Source organism: Pseudomonas sp. WS 5051 (assembly GCF_012985715.1).
GTDB classification, from domain to species: Bacteria; Pseudomonadota; Gammaproteobacteria; order Pseudomonadales; family Pseudomonadaceae; genus Aquipseudomonas; species Aquipseudomonas bubulae.
Map to the genome: position 1 here is coordinate 74,253 of NZ_JAAQWV010000002.1, position 17,921 is coordinate 92,173.

General features: G+C 59.9%; 16 protein-coding genes. 4 read left to right on the forward strand and 12 right to left on the reverse strand.

The genetic code is table 11. From position 1 onward, the window contains the following. Position 1: 1 nt before the first annotated feature. The 6 genes from HBN79_RS02805 to HBN79_RS02830 all read right to left on the reverse strand — a co-directional run bounded on the left by HBN79_RS02805 (position 2) and on the right by HBN79_RS02830 (position 6,335). Positions 2 to 418, reverse strand: coding sequence for a cytidine deaminase (locus HBN79_RS02805; RefSeq protein ID WP_095000359.1), 417 nt, complete (start codon positions 416 to 418; stop codon positions 2 to 4). Then, positions 415 to 2,148 carry a bifunctional metallophosphatase/5'-nucleotidase gene (locus HBN79_RS02810; protein WP_169916218.1) on the reverse strand — a complete coding sequence of 578 codons (1,734 nt, stop codon included), beginning with the start codon at positions 2,146 to 2,148 and terminating at the stop codon, positions 415 to 417. The genes HBN79_RS02805 and HBN79_RS02810 overlap by 4 nt, the downstream gene beginning before the upstream one ends. Positions 2,149 to 2,167: 19 nt before the next feature. Next, positions 2,168 to 2,815, reverse strand: coding sequence for a MotA/TolQ/ExbB proton channel family protein (locus tag HBN79_RS02815; protein ID WP_095000357.1), 648 nt, complete (start codon positions 2,813 to 2,815; stop codon positions 2,168 to 2,170). Between the two features lie 65 nt (positions 2,816 to 2,880). After that, positions 2,881 to 5,121: a TonB-dependent receptor gene (locus tag HBN79_RS02820; protein ID WP_133144548.1), complete on the reverse strand. Its 2,241-nt coding sequence runs from the start codon at positions 5,119 to 5,121 to the stop codon at positions 2,881 to 2,883. A gap of 44 nt (positions 5,122 to 5,165) precedes the next feature. Continuing rightward, a complete protein-coding gene (locus tag HBN79_RS02825) occupies positions 5,166 to 5,924 on the reverse strand; it encodes an energy transducer TonB (protein ID WP_169916219.1) in 759 nt (252 codons plus the stop codon). A 3-nt stretch (positions 5,925 to 5,927) separates the two neighbouring features. Next, positions 5,928 to 6,335 (reverse strand): biopolymer transporter ExbD, encoded by a 408-nt coding sequence (locus HBN79_RS02830; protein WP_095000354.1) that lies wholly within the window; start codon positions 6,333 to 6,335, stop codon positions 5,928 to 5,930. A gap of 480 nt (positions 6,336 to 6,815) precedes the next feature. Here HBN79_RS02830 and HBN79_RS23905 point away from each other — a divergent pair, with 480 nt between their 5' ends. Together HBN79_RS23905 and HBN79_RS02835 are read left to right on the forward strand one after the other, a co-directional pair. Beyond that, positions 6,816 to 6,995 carry a hypothetical protein gene (locus HBN79_RS23905; RefSeq protein ID WP_262372210.1) on the forward strand — a complete coding sequence of 60 codons (180 nt, stop codon included), beginning with the start codon at positions 6,816 to 6,818 and terminating at the stop codon, positions 6,993 to 6,995. After that, positions 6,977 to 7,801 carry a hypothetical protein gene (locus HBN79_RS02835; RefSeq protein ID WP_262372211.1) on the forward strand — a complete coding sequence of 275 codons (825 nt, stop codon included), beginning with the start codon at positions 6,977 to 6,979 and terminating at the stop codon, positions 7,799 to 7,801. Before HBN79_RS23905 ends, HBN79_RS02835 begins: the two co-directional genes overlap by 19 nt. A 19-nt stretch (positions 7,802 to 7,820) precedes the next feature. Here the strand turns inward: HBN79_RS02835 and HBN79_RS02840 are convergent, their stop codons facing one another. From HBN79_RS02840 to HBN79_RS02860, 5 genes are all read right to left on the reverse strand, one after another. After that, positions 7,821 to 8,258, reverse strand: a complete 438-nt coding sequence (locus tag HBN79_RS02840; protein ID WP_095031618.1) for a YqaA family protein — start codon at positions 8,256 to 8,258, stop codon at positions 7,821 to 7,823. Positions 8,259 to 8,405: 147 nt separating this feature from the next. Continuing rightward, the gene (locus tag HBN79_RS02845; protein ID WP_095026468.1) at positions 8,406 to 9,287 is read right to left on the reverse strand and encodes an alpha/beta hydrolase-fold protein; all 882 of its coding nucleotides are present in this window, start codon (positions 9,285 to 9,287) and stop codon (positions 8,406 to 8,408) included. A 19-nt stretch (positions 9,288 to 9,306) separates the two neighbouring features. Beyond that, a complete protein-coding gene (locus HBN79_RS02850) occupies positions 9,307 to 11,529 on the reverse strand; it encodes a TonB-dependent siderophore receptor (protein ID WP_169916220.1) in 2,223 nt (740 codons plus the stop codon). A gap of 187 nt (positions 11,530 to 11,716) precedes the next feature. Further along, complete coding sequence (locus tag HBN79_RS02855) at positions 11,717 to 13,063, reverse strand: sensor histidine kinase (RefSeq protein WP_169916221.1); 1,347 nt, start codon at positions 13,061 to 13,063, stop codon at positions 11,717 to 11,719. Beyond that, positions 13,063 to 13,761, reverse strand: coding sequence for a response regulator transcription factor (locus HBN79_RS02860; protein ID WP_169916222.1), 699 nt, complete (start codon positions 13,759 to 13,761; stop codon positions 13,063 to 13,065). The genes HBN79_RS02855 and HBN79_RS02860 overlap by 1 nt, the downstream gene beginning before the upstream one ends. Positions 13,762 to 13,978: 217 nt before the next feature. Here HBN79_RS02860 and HBN79_RS02865 point away from each other — a divergent pair, with 217 nt between their 5' ends. Continuing rightward, positions 13,979 to 15,190: a M24 family metallopeptidase gene (locus HBN79_RS02865; protein WP_169916224.1), complete on the forward strand. Its 1,212-nt coding sequence runs from the start codon at positions 13,979 to 13,981 to the stop codon at positions 15,188 to 15,190. Positions 15,191 to 15,448: 258 nt separating this feature from the next. Continuing rightward, positions 15,449 to 16,795, forward strand: a complete 1,347-nt coding sequence (locus HBN79_RS02870) for an MFS transporter (RefSeq protein ID WP_095026463.1) — start codon at positions 15,449 to 15,451, stop codon at positions 16,793 to 16,795. 71 nt (positions 16,796 to 16,866) lie between these two features. Here HBN79_RS02870 and HBN79_RS02875 read toward each other — a convergent pair whose 3' ends face one another. Further along, positions 16,867 to 17,862 carry a GlxA family transcriptional regulator gene (locus HBN79_RS02875; protein WP_095000345.1) on the reverse strand — a complete coding sequence of 332 codons (996 nt, stop codon included), beginning with the start codon at positions 17,860 to 17,862 and terminating at the stop codon, positions 16,867 to 16,869. Positions 17,863 to 17,921: the final 59 nt, after the last annotated feature.

The following is a 17,921-nucleotide window of genomic DNA, read 5'->3' on the forward strand; positions in this document are numbered from 1 at the left end:
TTCAGAAACCGAAGGCACCGGGCAGCAATTGCTCGACCGTCCAGTCGCGGGCGGCCGCCGCTTCGTGGCCGACGCAATACACTACGCAGTGAGGGCTCATCAGATCGTGCATGACCTGACGGCAGGCGCCGCACGGGGAGATCAGCGCCACGTTCGGGGCATACACCAGCATCGCCTTGAAACTGGCAGGTGCATGGCCCTGGGCAATGGCGCTGAACAGGGCGCCGCGTTCGGCACAGTTGGTCAGGCCGTATGAGGCGTTCTCGACGTTGCAGCCGCGAATGATCCGGTCATCGGCGGTGAGCAGCGCCGCACCCACCGGGAAGTTCGAGTGCGGGCACCAGGCTGCCCGGGCTGCGGCGATCGCTTCAGGTAACAGGCGCTCGTACTGCGCCTGAGCTTCGGGGCTGCGGTTCATGGGGCGTTGCTCGCGGTGACGTCAGCCAGGGTCTGGGCAACTTTTTCAATCCGTTGTTGTGGCGTGCTTGCTCCCGCTGGCTGCCCGGCGCGGTCCTGGGCTTGCAGATAATCGACCAGTGCCTGGAGATCGTTGAGGCCGGTATCCACCCGTTGACTGGCTTGGTTGAGTACGCTGAAGTTGTCACCGCCCCCGGCCATAAACGAGTTGACCGTGATCCGGTAGGTCTGCTCGGGTAGCACCGGTTTGCCATCGATTTTCAGGCTGTCGGCGATGATCCGCTGGCCCTGGGGCCTGCTGGCATCCCAGCGATAGCTGAGGGTGGCCGATGGCTGCAGGGGATAAAAACCGAAGCCGTTGTTCTGCCATTGCTGCTCCAGCAATTGCTTGAGCTGGGCACCGCTGAGGGTAAGGATGTTCAGGGTGTTGTTGAACGGTTGCACGGAGGCTACCTGGCCATAGCTCAGGTGCTGCTGGCCGGGTTCGAGCATCAGGTCGGTGCGGATGCCGCCCAGGTTGGTCAGTGCCACCTGTGCACCCAGCGCGCGGGTGGCGTGCAGTTGTGCATCGGCGATCAGGTCGCCCATGGCCGATTCTCCAGCGTCGTTGAGGGTGCGGTTGATTTCGCGGGTGGCGATACGGGCCACGGGTTTGTTCAGGTGTTCGTTGCTGCGCGCTTCAATATCGGCCTGCAGCGCGGCAATTTCTGGCAGCGGCGTGTAGCGCGCGGGGTCAACCACGATGTTTTGTGCCTTAGCATCGAGCAGTTGGTGGTTGACCGGGTCCACGGTGAGGGTGATATGGGTCAGCAGGCGGCCGAACGAGCTGCCCTGGGTGATCAGCTTGTCGCCCAGGCGGCACAGGTAGCCCTGGTGGGTGTGAGCGGTGACCACCACTTTGATTTGCGGGTCCAGACGCCTGGCCACATCGACGATATCGCCCTTGAGCTGGCTGCAATCCTGCTGGTCGAAGCGTTCGGTGGTTTCACCGCCCTGGTGGATCACCGCGACCACGGCATCCACCCCTTGTTTGCGCAGTTCGGGCAGTTGCGCGTTGATCGCCTCGGCCTCGTCAATGGTGTACAGACCGTCCATGCTCTGCTGGCTTACATAGGCCGGGAGGTCGCGCAACACCGCGCCGACAAAGGCGATTTTGGCGCCGTTGGCCTGCTCGATACGGTAAGCAGGCAGCAGTGGTTTGCCGGTTTGCGCGTCGATCAGGTTGGCCGCCATATAGGGGAAGCGCGTGCCGCTGTAGTTGTTGTCAAACTGGCAGGCCTTGTCCGGGCGCGGCGACACGCAGCCGCCATTGATCTGGCGTTGCAACTCCAGTTTGCCCAGATCCAGTTCATGGTTGCCAACCACACTGAACTTGAGCCCCAGTTCGCCGAGGGCTTCGAGCGTCGGCTCATCGGCCCACATCGAAGACATCGGCGGGCTGCCGCCGATCATGTCGCCCGCACCAATCAACAGCAGTTGCGGGTCCTGTTTGCGCAGTTCGCCAACCACGCCGCTCAGGGCGTTGATACCCCCCGCCTTGAGCGACACTTTGCCAGCCGGTGCCGTGGCATCGGTGTAGGTGAACGGGGTGGCGGCCAGATTGCCGTGAAAATCGTTGATCGCGGCAATATTGATAGCGACCGGCTTGACCGGTTGCTGGCAGGCGGCCAGCACCAATGCTGCCGGGATGACCATACTGGCACTGCGCAGACGCGAGAGAAGATTCGACATGCAAGCTCCTTGGTGCCGGTCAGGCGGTACGTGGCTGGCCAGCAGTGGCGGCGGCAGGTGCTGACGAGGTGACGTATTGCGTGCCCAGGCCTGCGCGCAGCAAAAGCATCTTGAGGTGGTCGTTGATCAGTTCAAGGCGATCTTGCAGATGGCTATTGAAGACCATGCCCACCAGCGCGATGGAGATCCCCAGTGCGGTGGCATACAGCGCCGTACCGATGCCACGGGACACTTCGCCCGGGTCGGAAACACCGGCCTCGGCCAGTGCCTTGAAGGTGTCGATGATGCCCATGATGGTGCCGAGCAGGCCCAGCAGCGGCGCACCGGCGACCACGGCTTCGAGGATCCACAGGCTGTGGGACAGCTTGCCGCGCATGGAGATGTAAATGGCCTGGCCGAGGTCTTCAAGCTCCTGGTGCGAATGCAGTTGGCGACGGCCGTCGTAGATCTGCGAGAGCAGTTGCAGGGGCAGGCTGTCGCGCGCGGTCAGCCCGGCAGGCAGGTCGGCGATGCTGCGGACTTTGCCATTGACCGCAGGCACCAGCTGACGCGCCTTGCGCAGCGAGTAGCTGAAGAAGATGCAGCGTTCGACGACCACAAAAGCGGCCAGGGCTGCGGCGCCGTACATGACGTAGAAGGTGATGTCGTGGAGCAGATTCATGTTCATTCGGGGTGTCCTCTAAATACGTTCATGACCCGGGCCTGTCGTGCTGGCAGGCCCGGGTGCGGGGGTCAGAAGCTGGCTTCGAAAGAGACCATGGCAGTGCGTTCTTCACCGACGTTGTAGTAAGGCGTGGCGGCGCTGACGCCGTTGACCGGTGCAGCGTTGAGCACCACGGTGCGCGCCGATGACAGGTACTCCTTGTCAAACACGTTGAGCATCGAAACGCGAATGGCCGCCGACTTGAGGATCTTCTTGTCCACCGGCAGGCGCACCCCGGCGTTGATATCGAAGGTGGTACGCCCGGAGATTTCCTGGTCGTTGGTCAGGTCGCCGTAGTAGCTGCCCACATACTTGGCGGCCACGTTGCCGTAGTAGCGCTTGTTGTCGTAACCCAGGCTGGCGTTGAGCATGTTTTTCGGCACGTTGGCCAGTTGCTTGCCGGAGGTGGGCAGTTCCTTGTTGCGTGTGGTCACGTCATCCTGCTGCTCGGCGCTGGTATAGGTGTAAGAGGTGTAGTAGTTGAAGTTGTAGGGCAGCAGGCCGCTCCACTCCAGTTCCAGACCCTTGTTGACCACGCTGCCGACGTTGAGCATTTCGTAGTCACCGTCCGCATTGGTGGTCGACAGCTGACGATCCTTGTACGAGATATGGAACAGGGTGGCGCTCAGCAGCATGTCGTCCTGGGTGAAACGCCAACCCAGTTCCTGGTTCCAGCTCAGTTCCGGGGCCAGGCTGATGGAGTCGCCGGCGTTGTAAAGCACGTAGTTGGGCGGCGTACGCATATTGCGGGTGACGTTGTAGAACGCCTGGTGCTGCTCGTTGATCTGGTAGCGCGCACTGAAGTTGGGCAAAAACTCGTGGTACCTGGCATCACGCTTTTCGGGAGCGCTGTACAGGCTGCCGAGGTTGTTGCCATCGCGTTCGACGTACTGGTAGGCAATGCCGCCTGTGAGGGTCAGGTCAGGGGTGACCGTCCACACGTCCTGGGCCCAGATTTTCTGTGCCGGGGTGACGGTGTACTGGTGACGGCCCTGTACCGTGGCGCCATTTTTGTCGGTGAGCTGGTTGCCACTGTTGTAGTCGCCCCAGATATCATCCGGCGTACCGTTTTCGGTGATGCTGATAAAAGGCTGGGTCTGGCGCTGGCGGGCACGTTCATACCAGTAACCGACATCGATGCTGTGGGCTTCGTTGAAGTCCCATTTCAGTTTAGTGGTCACGCCAGGGCGCCAGCTCTCGGTCCATGATGGGCGGTAGTAGGTGTCATAGGCCAGTCCGCTGAGGTCAAAGTTGCCGGCCTTGTCGCTGGTCGAAGACAGCCCGGTCGCCGATTGGCCGCTGAAGCTGCCGCCATTGGACCAGAAGTAGTAGGGTGCGATGGTCAGCGCCAGGTCGTCACGCAACTGAAAGCGCTGGGTCAGGGTGGCTGATGCGTTTTCAAACGGGTTGCGGTTGATCTTGTAGTACTGGGTCAACTTGCCGCTGCTGTTGTAGATCGGGATTTCGGCATAATCGAGGCCACGGCCCGACTTCTGAAACTGTGCCTTGCTCAGGGTGTTGTAGTTGTAGTTTTCCTGGGTGCTGTATTTGAAAATGGCATTGGTCGAGTTGCCGTTGCCATCTTCGAACAAGGTGTTCCACTCAACCCTGTCGGCGCGTACGGTGCCTTTGCCGCGCCACTTTTCGCCTTCGGTATGGGACGCCGAGACAAAGGTTTTAAAACCATTCAAATCGCCGGTGTTAATCCGCGCGAATGATTTGTTCAAACTGTTGGAACCGACCGACTGTTTGACAAAGACGCCGAAGTCCTTGGTCGGGCGCATGGTCACCAGACCAATGTTGCCGCCACTGGAGCCGATATGCGGGCCGTCGATTTCCGAAGAACCTTGGGTAACGAAGACCTCACCGAGGTTTTCCGGGTCGCCGAGCAGGTTGGCATACACCGCATAGTCCCCGGAATCGTTGATCGGGATACCGTCCGAGGAGACGCCGACCTGGTCGGAGTTCATCCCGCGCATGGTGAAACTGGTGCCGCTTACCCCTGATGCGTCGGTGCTGGAAACGTTGATGCCGGGGGTGTACTTGAGCTTGTCGATGGCGTTGGCAGTGGGTGCCATTTCGTCCATCGCTTCCTTGGTTACGGTCGAGCGGCCCTTGGCGCTGTCTTCTTCGACCATAAGCCCATTACCCAGACTCTGTCCGGTGACATTAACCTTGCCTATATCAACGGTGTCTTCTGCGAGCGTTGATAACGTCCAGCCGCCAACCCCAACGGCCAGTAGCGTTGCGAATAAAGTATTGAGTTTCAAAACAGTTTCCCCTAAGCGTAAGTGTCAGAGCTGACGTGCTTTAGTTATGGCTCTGTGTTGTATACAAGCGTGGCGCTGAAACGGTATTTATCCTTGCCCGAGAAACTTTCCTCGGGGAAGGGCACAACTTTATCGAGGCGTTGCAAGCTGGTTTGTGCGGCGCGATTGAGCAGCATATTGGTCGCCTTCTTTTCAATGCCCGAGTCGAGCACCTTGCCGCTACGGTCAACCAGCAACCACACCACCACATTGCCTTGCGGGCGTTGCAGTGAAGCCTCGCGACCTCGCGGGTATTGCTTGTATTTCTCCAGCTCCGCCAGCAGCCGGGCGATATAGCGGCTCTCCAGGTCTGCCGGGTTGGCGCGCGGGGCCTGGGCAATCGGTCTGGCTGGCGCTACATGGGGGGCCGTAGCGGGTGCAGGCGTGGGCGCTTGCAGCACAGGCTGAGGCTGAGGCCTGGGTGGTGTTGGTACGGCCTTGACCACCTGCGGCTTGGGCTTGGGTGGCGGCGGTCTGGGAGCTGGCGGTTTGGGTTTGGGTGGTGGGGGAGGCGCGATTTCCACGGCTTCGACCACTTCCTCCTCCGGTGGTGGCAACTCGGCGACCTGCTCGGGCTCCGGTTCAGGCTCGGGAGGGGGAGGCAGCAGTTCATCCAGATCTATCAGGGCCACTTCGACGCTGCTGTCGTCGTATTTGGGCGTGATTTTCAGGTCCGTGTCCATGCTGCTATGGACGGCCACCGCCAGCAGGCAGATGGCCGGCAAACAGGCGATGGCTTTGCGTGATTTGAAAAAAACCGACATGGCCTACAGCTTCCGCGTCGCAATGGAGACAGACGAGAAGCCGCTGCCCTTGAGCACATCCATCACGCTGACCAGACGCGCCACCTCAACACCTGCATCGCTGTTGAGGATGATCACCATCTTTTCGTCAGGGTTTTCCATGGCCTTGAGTTGAGCCACCAGATCGCTCTGGTTCAGATCCTTGCCATCCAGTTGCAGGCGCTCGTCCAGGCCCAGGGTGATGACCGCCTTGTTTTGCGGCTTGAGCTGCTGCGCATGAGCGGCACCTGGCAACTGGGTCTTGATGCCGAGTGCGGGTATCACGTTGAGACTGATCAATACAAAAAACACCAGCAGGAACATCATCACGTCGATCATCGGGATGATTTCGATATGCAGACGCTTTTTCTTGGGTTCTTCCCAGCTTCGCATTGCGTGTACTCCAATCCACAGAGGGGATCAAAAAGCTGAACATCCGTTCAGGTTTTCACTTGCGGTTTGCCAGGACGCAGAAGAAATGCCCAGAACCTGTCTCAAGTGACAGGTTGCAAAGGTAGAGGGGTGCTGTTTCATTTTGATTTCAGATTTTGTGTATTTTTTTGTTTTTTTTAATATCGAAACTAAACTGATTTTTGTGGTTAAAAGCGCCGTCTTTTCAGGATTTTGCAGGCATTTACTTGAAAGAGTATTTCGTTGCAGGGTGGCCAGGATAAATTTTTATAAACTTGACAGGCCTGTCAGCTTATAGATTTGGCATCAGGAATCATTCGCCATAACGCTGTTTTTCCACGGTTTTGGCTGTGAAGATGTCAAAGTGCTACTAATCTATTGTTGTTATGCAAAGGCATTGGCATGATGATATTAATCTGAAGTGCCGGCTGTTGAGATCAAGGGTTTAGCGGAGCGAACGCCATGCAGTTATTCAAAAAGCTGTTGAATATTTTGGGGCAGGCTGAGCGCAGCCGTGCTCACGTGGATAACCCTTTTCTGGTACCGCTTGAATTTGAAAGCCTCAAGCGTGAGCTGAATATCGTCGAGCAAGCCCGGCGCCATGGCGAGCAAGGCATCCCCCTGTGGAAGCCACCCGGCTGACGGCCATTGAAGAACAGATCCGCACGACCCTTGAGTCAGAACGGCACAAGGTGCTGGCCTGGGCCGAGGCGCGCATCGCCCTGGTGCAAACCCGCCTGACAGCACTGGATATTGTTGGCACGGTAAAACGTTGCGGCGAATTTGATCAGGCGTTCGAGCGGGCGGCACAGGACCTGCTGAACAATTACGCCGTACGCCTGCAACGTCTGGAATACCGCGCACGGGAGCGCGAGGCTGAATTGTGCGCCTTGCGTGCGCAAAATCACGCCGGGTATGGCAAACAGCAGAAGCGTCGCAACGAAGCACTGGGTGTGTACCAGGACGAAATTGCAGATGTACGCAACGAACTGATGGCACTCAAGCATGAGTTCCTTGAACAGCTGGAGTCCGATGTGCTGGCCTGCAATGAGCAACTGGTGAGGTATCAGTCAGTTCTGGACGAAAAACGCAATCTGAAACCGCGCCTGGCCAGTGGCCTGAACAAGGCCGAAATGGTCATGGCGGGGCTTGTGCAATGCTATCGCGCCGAAAACCAGCTGCACCGTAATGGTCGGCGGGTGCCGGCTTACTTCAGTGACAGTATTGTGTTGCAGTCGCTGGCACTGCCCGACAGCAATACGGCCGAGGATGAAGTGAACCTGGCTTTGCAACAGCAGGCACTGACGCAGCTGATTGAGCAGCTTGAGCCGATTCGCGGGCGGATCCAGTCCTCGTTCTTTCAAAAGTACAATCAGCTGATGCCCCTGTCCTGGCTGCCTGAATACCCTCCGGCCATGGAAAACCGCATCGCCGCAGAGCCGGTTTGACACCCCGCAGGCTGGTTGTCTAGGACCAGCCCAGGGTTGCCGCGGTCAGTAGCAGGTACCGGGTACCTTTGGCCAGGGTGACGATCAGCACGAAACTCCACAGCGGTTCGCGCATGACCCCGGCGATCATGGTCAGCGGATCGCCGATAATCGGCATCCAGCTCAGCAGCAGTGACCAGCGCCCGTAACGCAGATAGAACTGCTGGGCCCTGTCGAGCTTTTGCTCGCTGACCGGAAACCAGCGCTTGTGCCGAAAGCGTTCCACCGAGCGGCCCAACAGCCAATTCAGTACCGAGCCCAGCACATTGCCCAGGGTGGCGACAGCCAGCAGGGTCAGGGCTGCATATTTGCCTGACAGCAGCATGCCGACCAACACGGCTTCCGACTGCATGGGCAGCAGCGATGCTGCGCCAAAGGCGGCGAGGAACAGACCCAGATAGCTGGTTAATTCAAACACGTAAACTTCCAGGGGAGATGGACACCGCCGCATACCTTGTGGGAGCGGGCTTGCTCGCGATACAGGCGCTGCAGTCTGCCAGACCACCCGAGGCGCTGCCATCGCGAGCAAGCCCGCTCCCGCAAAAGTTGGCTGGGCTGGCAGCGGCTAAAAGTTTTGCAATACCCGCCGCAGCGAAGCCGGCAGGGTTTCGCCGTGACTCATGCCGTCGAATGTCTGATAGTCAACCGCCAGTCCCGGGATATCACTCAGTTCACCCGCCAGCTGGCGGATCAGTCTGTCTGGCTCGCCGTCGCTCGGGCCGCGCGGGTTAGCGGGTTCGGCCGTGCCGCGCATCAACAGCAAATCGGCCTTGTGCCCGTTCATGCGTTGCTTGAAGTCCGCGCCGGGGTGGATGTCGGCCCACCACAGCGACGGGCTGGCCGCTGCGTAACGGGCAAATTCTCCGGGGCGGGTGAGCAGGGCGTGCAGCACCAGCAGGCCGCCATAGGAATGGCCCCATAAGATTTGCTCCTGCAGGTTGATCGGTGCCTTGGCCGCCACCGCCGGGCGCATGCGCTCGCGCAACAGGTCCAGGAAGACATCCGCACCGCCACTGGGCAACCCGCTCAGCGGGTCGGTTTGCACGGTCAGGCCAGGCCTGTTCGGGGTGTAGTCGTAAATGCGGGCAGTGCGCTCGATGCGCAGTGGTGTCTGGTAGCCGATGGCGACCAGTAATGGTGCCTTGCCACGGGCAAGATCCCGCAGCAGGTCGGCATCCAGTGCGCCGATGGCGGCATTGCCGTCAAGCATCCACAGCACCGGGAAACCGTTTTTCGGCGGCGCGGCATTGGGTCGACCGATCCATAGCTGATAATGGCGCTGGCCATCGGCGGAGTCGATCAGCAAGCGGCTGAAGCGGTAGTCCATATCTGTACGCTGCAGCAGGCGGGTGTCCATCAGCTGGTCAGGCGCGGGCCGGGCCTGGGCGGCTTGCCCGGGGAGGGCCAGGGCAAGCAGCAGCGTCAATGGCAGGGTCAGGTTTCTCATCAGGCGATCTCGTTATGCTTTAAAACGACGCGGTCAGGCTGGTGTAGAGCGTACGCCCCGGCTCGTTGTAAGTCGCCGCCCCGGCCCCGGCGATATTGGTCACACCCTGGGCGTTGCCCTCACGGAACAGGCGCTTGTCGAACAGGTTATCGATACCCGTGGTCAGGCTCAGGTTGGCGGTAATGGCGTAGGTACCGCTGATGCCGGCAATGGCATAAGGCGAAAGCTGGTTGTTGGCGGTGCCGGTGACGCGGTCGCCGTGGTAGTCGAATTTTTTCGGTGTCTGTTTGCCGTACCAGGCCACGCTCGCTTGCAGCGACAGGTCATCGGTTGCCTGCCAGTCCAGCATGGAGTTAAGGGTGTAGCGCGGGGTGACGGACAGGGCGTCACCGGTCTGCTTGTTTTTCGATTGCAGCATATAGGTGAAGTTGTTGGTCCAGGTCAGTTGCGGCGCCAGGGGCAGGGTAAGGGTGCCTTCAAGGCCTTCGACCAGTGCCTTGGGTACGTTTTCCCACTGGTAGATCGCGGCATTGGCATAGGTGCCTGTTCCGCCCACGGCATTGCCGATGGGGCTCATGCCGGATTCGATCTTGTTTTTGTAATCGTTGCGAAAGTAAGTCAGGCCCGCGACGACGCCGTTTTCCTTGTACTCGATGCCCAGTTCCTTGTTGACGCTGGTTTCGGCTTTCAGGTCGGCGTTGCCTTGCAGGTAGCAACTGGTGCTCTGGCCATAGCAACCCTGGCCGCGGCTGTAGAGCAGGTAATCGGGGTTGAGCTGGTACAGGTTAGGCGCTTTATAGGCGCGGGCGATGCCGGCCTTGAGGGTGACTGTTTCGGTCAGGGCATGGGACAGGTTAAGCGACGGGCTCCAGTTGTTGCCGACCACGCTGTGGTGGTCCAGACGCAGGCCGGGGGTGAGCATGGTGCCGGGTAGCAGCTCGATATTGTCGGCGGCAAACAACGAGAAAATCTGCGCCGAGGAGGTGGTGCTGCGATTGCTGCTGCTCAGGCCGCTGACCAAACCGCCTTCGCTGGTGGACTGGGTGTTGGCGCTGGGGTCGTCGAGCTTTTGCTGGGTCCATTCGCTGCCCAGGGTCAGTGTCTGGTCGAAACCTGCGTGCAGCGGCAGATTGACCTCGCCGTGGGCGGTCAGGTCGCGCAATACCGCAGTATAGAAATCACCACTGCTGAAAATGCCTTCGGTGCCGCCTGCCAGGCCTTCGTTGATCCGCGTATTGCGGGTTTTTTCGTATTGCAGGTAGGCCATGCTGTTACCAAAGTCCCATTCACCACGGTGGGTCAGGGCATAGGTTTCGCGGTAGGTACGGTTGGTCTCGTGGCCCAGCAGGCTTTTGACGTAGGCGTTGCTGTTGGTGTTTTGCGTATCGCCGGTATAGAGGTTGCCCTGACGGCTGTAACCAGCCTCGAAGTCGAGGGTCTGCTGCGGGGGCATGCGCCAGCTGAGCAGGCCGTTGACATCCTTGTTGCGCACGCCTTCGCGGCCAGCGGGCAGGGTGCCGGACTGGTTGCCGGTGCGCTCTGATTCATGGCCTGAGTTGATGTCCCAGTCATCCGGGTCGGTCTTGGCGATATTGCCGTATACGCGATAGCTCAGGTTGTCGGTGAGCGGGCCGTTGAGGCCGAAACTCACGCGCTTGCTGGCGCCTTCGTCCTTGTGGGTCGGGAAGTTGGAATAGACCGTGACGTCGCCGTGGGTTTCGGCCCCGGCCTGCTTGGTGATGATATTCACCACGCCGCCAGCCGCGCCGTTGCCGTAGAGGGCGGCGGCCGGACCGCGCAGCACTTCGATGCTCTCTACCTGATCGGCAGGTACCCAGTTGGTATCGCCACGGCTGTCACGCTCGCCGCGCCAGCCGTAGCGCACCGAATTGCGGCTGTTGACCGGTTTGCCGTCGACCAGGATCAGGGTGTTTTCCGGGCCCATGCCGCGGATGTCGATCTGACGGTTGTTGCCGCGCTGGCCGCTGGTGGAGTTGCCCGTGAGATTGACCCCGGGCATGGTGCGGATGATCTGCGACAGATCGTTGGACGGTGGGCGTTTCTTGATGTCCTCTGCGGTGATCACCGAGACCCCGGGTGCCTGTTTGGTTTCTTCCAGGGCGGTGGCAACCACGTTGGTGTTTTCCAGCTCCAGCGCGGCAGCGGCATGCACGGAGCTGGCCAGCAAGCAGCAGCCGGACAGAACGAAGGGAGCGATAGGGCGCAGCGCATGTTGCAACATCGGGTGATCTCCGGGACAGCCTGATACAGGAAGATCACGAATGATAATGACTGCTAATTGAGAGTAAAGCGCATTAACTTTCTAAACACTTCACTGTGGGAGCGGGCTTGCCCGCGATGGGATCGCCGCTGTTTGTCTGTTGAACCGAGTTGGCGGCATCGCGGGCAAGCCCACAGGGTTTTCTGTTTCAGTCAGGAGGACGCGCCACCGGCAACAGCACATGCATGCACAGCCCCGGCTGGCCATTGCTGGCCCACAACCGGCCCTGTTGCAGTTCAATGGCACGTTGGGCGATGGCCAGGCCCAGGCCGAAGCCTTCGCCTATCGAACCCTTCAGGCGCTGGTAGGGCACGAACAGGCTGGGCAGGTCCTGCGGATCGACGCCGGGGCCTTGGTCGCTCAGGCACAGGTGCCAGGCATCACCTTCACGCCAGCCGCTCAAAGTCACTTTGCCTGCAGGCGGTGAATAACGTATTGCATTGCGCAGCAGGTTTTCCAGGGCCTGGGCCAGGCTGTCGAGATGCACTTGCACGTAACAGTCTTCGCCCAGCAGACAGGGCAGTCGCTCGACCGGCCAACCGCTTTCAAAGCAGGCGTCTTCACACAGGGCTTCCCATACGGACAGTACCAGCACCGGCTCGCTTGCCAGTTGCGGGCGCTCGGTGTCCATCCAGGCGAGGTTGAGGGTGTCTTCCAGCAGGCGCTGCATATCGTCGATCTCGCGATCGAGTCGCTGGCGCATGTGCTCAGCCGGTAAATGGCTGTCGTGGGCGATGCGCAATCGTGCCAGGGGGGTACGCAGTTCATGGGACAGGGTGCGCAATAACAGGCGTTGCTGGTTGAGGCTCTGGCGCAGGCGGCTGGCCATGTGTTCGAAGGCCTGGGCCAGTTCCCCCAGTTCATCCCTGCGTTTGATCAGCGGCAGCGGTGCTTCACTGTCCAGGTCATCGGCACGCAAGGCGTCGGCGCGGTCACGCAAACGGTTGAGTGGCAGCACCAGGTGGCGGTAGATCAGCAGCCCGAGGAGCGCGGCCAGCAGCGTTGGCATCACGCCGTGACTGAGCACATGAGTCCAGGGTGTCAGGCCTCCGGGCAGCAACCGCTCGGGAAGCTGGATCACCAGCTGGCCTTGTTGCGGCTGCCCGGGAAAGGGGATGCTGACATAGGGCAGCTCGTCCTGCAGACGTCGGCTCATGGGCCAGTTCAGTTGGCGCATAAAGGTCAACTGGCGATAGTTGTGGGCGGTGAGAGGGGTATTGCTCAGGCTTTGCAGGTTTGGCCCCAGTACCGTTACCCAGGTGTCCTCCCTCGCCATCAGCTCTTCGCTAAAACGTGCCAACCCGGCCGGGCCCTGGTTGTGCCAGATGCCTTCAGCCTGCTGTGCGTAGTCGGCCAGGTACTGCTGGTCGGCGGCCGAAAGAAAATAGGTGCGACGTTCGGCCGACACTCCCCAGATCCAGATGATCCAGGTCAGCAGCAGGCAGAAAGCGATTTGCAGCAGGGCCAGTTTCCATAGCAAGGGATGGCGGCGCATCAGGGGTTATCCATGCTGACCAGGATATAACCCTGGCCACGCACGGCCTGGATCTGCACATGCCGCACGCCAATGGCCGCCAGCTTGCGCCGCACATTGCACACATGCACATCCAGGCCGCGGTCCAGCCGGGTGTAGACGCGGTGAAGCACCTGCTGGTAGAGAAACGCCTTGCTCAAGGCCTCGCCATCATGTTCGTGCAGGATGCTCAGCAGGCGGAATTCGGAGTGGGTCAGGCCTGCACTCTGGCCGTTGTGCACCACGTCCAGAGCCTCTTCATCAAAGCTCAGCCGCGGGTGGTGCGGCAGCCCCGGCGGGCGCTGGAACATGGCCATGCGCCGCAGCAGGGCATCGGTGCGGGCGTCCAGCTCGGCGAGGCTGAAGGGTTTGGGCAGATAGTCGTCGGCACCTCGGGTAAACCCGGTGATTCGGTCTTGCTCGTTGCCCAAGGCCGACATCAGCATCACCGGGACGTTTTGTTGCAGGCGCAGGGCTTCCAGCAGCGCCAGACCGTCCATGCCGGGCAGCATGATATCGAGCAGCACCAGGTCGAAACACTGCGACTGCAAAGCGCCCAGGCCCTGGATGCCGTCGATGCAGGATGTCACGGCAAAGCCGCGTTGCAGCAGATGTCGCTCCAGATCGTGGCGCAGCCTGAAGTCGTCTTCTACCAGAAGTAGCCGGGGGGATGTGTGCATAGGGGTTCTAATGAGAATATTTCACATTTGCGAATATCCCATCATTGGCCATGCTGCGCAAATGCTATCAAGGATAGAGGGCAAGATTGCACAGCGGATCTGATCAACTACAGGTCGGATTCGCGCAAAAAAGCCGTGCCTGTATCTGTTCGAATGTTCCTCAACGACCCGCCTGCCGGCGGCTCCTGACGCTCGATCAATGACAGGGACATATGCCATGCAAATGCCGAAAACCATCCAGATAAAGAACGGCGAAAAGGTCACTCCGACGTTCTCGGCCCAGGAGTACGCCAACCGCCAGGGAAAACTGCGGGCCTATATGGCGCAGCACAATATCGATGCTGCTGTATTCACCTCGTACCACAACCTTAACTACTACAGCGATTTCCTGTATTGCTCATTTGGCCGCAACTACGCGCTGGTGGTGACCCAGGACAGCGCGGTGACCATCAGCGCCAATATTGACGGCGGGCAGCCGTGGCGCCGGACCATGGGCACCGACAACATCGTGTATACCGACTGGCAGCGCGACAACTACTTTGTGGCGATCCAGCAGGCGCTGCCCAAGGCGGGGCGCATCGGTATCGAGTTCGATCACATGAACCTGCTCAATCGCGACAAGCTCGCCAGCCGCTATCCCCAGGCCGAGCTGGTGGACATCGCCGCGCCGTGCATGCGTATGCGCATGATCAAGTCGGCGGAAGAACACGCCATCATTCGCCACGGCGCACGGATTGCCGATATTGGTGGCGCGGCCATCGTCGAGGCCTTGCGCGATCAGGTGCCGGAATATGAAGTGGCGCTGCATGCCACCCAGGCGATGGTGCGTGAAATTGCCCGTACCTTTCCCGATTCGGAGTTGATGGATACCTGGACCTGGTTCCAGTCGGGGATCAACACCGACGGCGCCCATAACCCGGTCACCAGCCGCAAGGTGAACAAGGGCGATATCCTCAGCCTCAACTGCTTTCCGATGATTGCCGGTTACTACACGGCGCTGGAACGCACCCTGTTTCTGGGCCATTGCTCCGACGAGCACCTGCGCCTGTGGGAGGTCAACGTCAAGGTACACGAGGCCGGCCTGAAGCTGATCAGGCCCGGCATGAAGTGTTCGGACATTGCTCTGCAGCTCAATGAAATTTTCATGGAACACGACCTGCTGCAATACCGCACCTTCGGGTATGGTCACTCCTTTGGCACCCTCAGTCATTACTATGGCCGCGAGGCCGGGCTGGAGTTGCGTGAAGATATCGATACGGTGCTGGAGCCGGGCATGGTGGTGTCGATCGAGCCGATGATCATGATCCCTGAAGGTCGTCCGGGAGCAGGTGGGTATCGCGAGCACGATATCCTGATCGTCAACGAAAAGGGCGGCGAGAACATCACCCACTTCCCGTATGGCCCGCAGCACAACATCATCAAAAAATAGTCATTGCGCGGCATTGTGGGAGCGGGCCTGCCCGCGAAGGCATCACCGCGGCGCCTCGTCAATCCGGGGTGATACCTTCGCGAGCAGGCTCGCTCCCACTCCGAGCTCGATACCAACGTATGCGCACACAGATTGCGCAGCGTTTTCTGACCTGTTTACCCCTGCCAAAAAGAACACAATGAGGGTATCTGTCATGTCCCATGTCGCGACGTTGCTTGCCATTTTTCCATCACGCATCTCTTTCTCAGGAGGTGCTCAATGAGTATCCCCAGCGCAACTATCGCTTTGCCCCTGACCCCCGAACAGCAGGTCGAGCGCCTCAGTGAGCGCAAGGCATTGCGCCGTGCCGCCACAGCCAGCTTTATGGGCAACTTTGTCGAGTGGTTTGACTACGCTGCCTATGGTTACCTGGCGACGGTGATCGCCCTGACGTTCTTCCCGCAAACCGATACCACCACCGGGCTGCTGGCCACTTTCGCGGTGTTCGCCCTGTCGTTTATCGTGCGCCCGTTCGGTGGTCTGGTCTGGGGGCATTTTGGCGACAAGTACGGGCGGCGCAGCGCCTTGTCCTGGTCGATCCTGATTATGACCGTGGCGACTTTTTGCATCGGCATGCTGCCCACCTATAACCAGATCGGTCTCTGGGCACCGGTGTTGCTGTTGTTGATTCGTCTGGTGCAGGGCTTTTCGGCCTCAGGGGAATACGCGGGTGCTTCGGCGTTTCTGGCCGAGTATGCACCTGAGGGCAAGCGCGGTTTTTATACCAGCATCGTACCGGCGAGCACGGCGGCCGGCCTGTTGTTTGGCGCGATATTTGTCGCGGGCATGCATGCCTTGATGACGGTTGAAAACCTGCACGACTGGGGCTGGCGCCTGCCGTTTCTGCTGGCGGCACCCTTTGGCCTGGTGGGGCGCTATATCCGTGTGCATTTGCAGGACTCACCCAAGTTCCTGGAGATGGAAAAGCGTCTGGAAGCCAAGGAGTGTGCGACCCATGCCCCGGTTCGCGAGTTGCTCACGGTGCATCGTCGACCAGTGTTGATCGGCATTGGCGTGACCTGTCTGAATGCGGTGGCCTTCTACCTGTTGCTCAGTTACATGCCGACCTACCTGTCGACGGAAATGGGCATGAGCGAGAGTGATTCCTTTATCGCTTCCACGGTGTCGCTGGCGACCTATATCGGTCTGATTTTTTTGATGGGCAAGCTGTCTGACCGTTATGGCCGCAAGACCATGCTGGTCAGTGCCTCGGTGATGTTCCTGCTGCTGACCTTTCCGCTGTTCGGGATGCTGGGCAACCCGTCACTGCTGGTGATTCTGATGATCCAGATTGCCTTCGGTGCCATCCTGGCAATGAACGACGGCACCTTGCCGTGCTTTCTGGCCGAGATCTTCCCGACCCGGGTGCGCTTCAGCGGTTTTGCCTTCAGCTTTAACGTGGCCAACGCCGTGTTTGGCGGGACTGCGCCGTTTATTGCCACCTGGCTGATTCAGATGACCGGCAACAAAATGGCCCCGGCCTGGTACCTGCTGGCCGCCGCGGCAGTGGCACTGGTGGCGATGCTGGCCAGCCGCGAGACCGCGTACAAGGCGTTGCAGGATTAACCTGCCGCCTCCTACCTCCGTAGCAGCCGGACGCAGCCTCGCTCCGCTCCTCAGTTGCTACGGGTGATGTTTTAGTGCAACGCCACCTGCTTGCGCTCACCAATGGGCGATACACCAAACAGGCGGCTATAGCACTTGGAAAAATGCGCCGCCGAGACAAAGCCACAGGCCAGGGCGATATCCCGCACTTGTGATTCGCTGCGCAGCAACAGGCTCCGGGCCCTGGCCAGGCGTAACTCCAGGTAGTACTGGCTGGGTGTGCGTTGCAGGTGTTTGTGGAACAGGCGTTCTAGCTGACGTACCGACACTTCGTTCAACCGCGCCAGGTCTTCCAGGCTGACCGGCTCTTCCAGATTGGCCTCCATGATTGCCACCACCTGACTCAGTTTGGGCTGCGATGTACCCAGCTTCTGGCGCAGCGGTACCCGCTGTTGCTCTTGCGGCCCGCGGGCTCGGTCACACAGCAGCAACTCGGCAGCGTGGGCCGCAATCTCGCGGCCACCCGGTTCGCGGGCAATCAATTGCAAGGTCATGTCCATCGACGCCACGCCACCCGAGCAGGTATAGCGGTCGCGATCCAGTTCGAATAACTGATTGGAAATAATGATCCCCGGGAAATGGTCCTTGAGGGTTTCGATATCTTCCCAGTGGATGGTGCAGCGATAACCCTTGAGCAGCCCGGCGCGGGCCAGCCAGTAGCTGCCGGTGCAGATCCCGCCCAGCGCCACTTGTTCGTGGGCCAGTTTGCGCAGCCAGTTGAGCACCGGGCGGCTGCTGAGGTGGGAGACGATCGGGTTTGAACCCACCACCAGCAAAATGTCCAGTTTTGGTGCATCGCCGATCACATAGTCGGGCAGGATACGCATGCCGTTGCTGGCCATGACCGGATCGAGGGTGGGGGCAATGATAACGCTGCGAAACATTTCACAGCGCGCTGCCATATTGGCCATGCGCAAGGTTTCGATGGCCGAGGCAAAACCGATGGTGGTGAAGTTTGGTATCACCAGAAAGCCCACGGTCTTCACGGCAGGCATATTTATCGGTGACGCTGTAACAGGCGTTGCCATCCTTACGCTCCTTATTATGATCCGGGACGCGTCTGGCGTCGGGGTTCACCCAGGTTGTT

What these genes read in the sequence shown, in the direction of transcription:
- HBN79_RS02825 (WP_169916219.1), bottom strand. Translation starts at nt 5,924, where the DNA reads ATGTCGGTTTTTTTCAAATCACGCAAAGCCATCGCCTGTTTGCCGGCC.
- HBN79_RS02875 (WP_095000345.1), bottom strand. Translation starts at nt 17,862, where the DNA reads ATGGCAACGCCTGTTACAGCGTCACCGATAAATATGCCTGCCGTGAAG.
- HBN79_RS02805 (WP_095000359.1), bottom strand. Translation starts at nt 418, where the DNA reads ATGAACCGCAGCCCCGAAGCTCAGGCGCAGTACGAGCGCCTGTTACCT.
- HBN79_RS02845 (WP_095026468.1), bottom strand. Translation starts at nt 9,287, where the DNA reads ATGAGAAACCTGACCCTGCCATTGACGCTGCTGCTTGCCCTGGCCCTC.
- HBN79_RS02830 (WP_095000354.1), bottom strand. Translation starts at nt 6,335, where the DNA reads ATGCGAAGCTGGGAAGAACCCAAGAAAAAGCGTCTGCATATCGAAATC.
- HBN79_RS02865 (WP_169916224.1), top strand. Translation starts at nt 13,979, where the DNA reads ATGCAAATGCCGAAAACCATCCAGATAAAGAACGGCGAAAAGGTCACT.
- HBN79_RS02855 (WP_169916221.1), bottom strand. Translation starts at nt 13,063, where the DNA reads ATGCGCCGCCATCCCTTGCTATGGAAACTGGCCCTGCTGCAAATCGCT.
- HBN79_RS02850 (WP_169916220.1), bottom strand. Translation starts at nt 11,529, where the DNA reads ATGTTGCAACATGCGCTGCGCCCTATCGCTCCCTTCGTTCTGTCCGGC.
- HBN79_RS02810 (WP_169916218.1), bottom strand. Translation starts at nt 2,148, where the DNA reads ATGTCGAATCTTCTCTCGCGTCTGCGCAGTGCCAGTATGGTCATCCCG.
- HBN79_RS02815 (WP_095000357.1), bottom strand. Translation starts at nt 2,815, where the DNA reads ATGAACATGAATCTGCTCCACGACATCACCTTCTACGTCATGTACGGC.
- HBN79_RS02870 (WP_095026463.1), top strand. Translation starts at nt 15,449, where the DNA reads ATGAGTATCCCCAGCGCAACTATCGCTTTGCCCCTGACCCCCGAACAG.
- HBN79_RS23905 (WP_262372210.1), top strand. Translation starts at nt 6,816, where the DNA reads ATGCAGTTATTCAAAAAGCTGTTGAATATTTTGGGGCAGGCTGAGCGC.
- HBN79_RS02860 (WP_169916222.1), bottom strand. Translation starts at nt 13,761, where the DNA reads ATGCACACATCCCCCCGGCTACTTCTGGTAGAAGACGACTTCAGGCTG.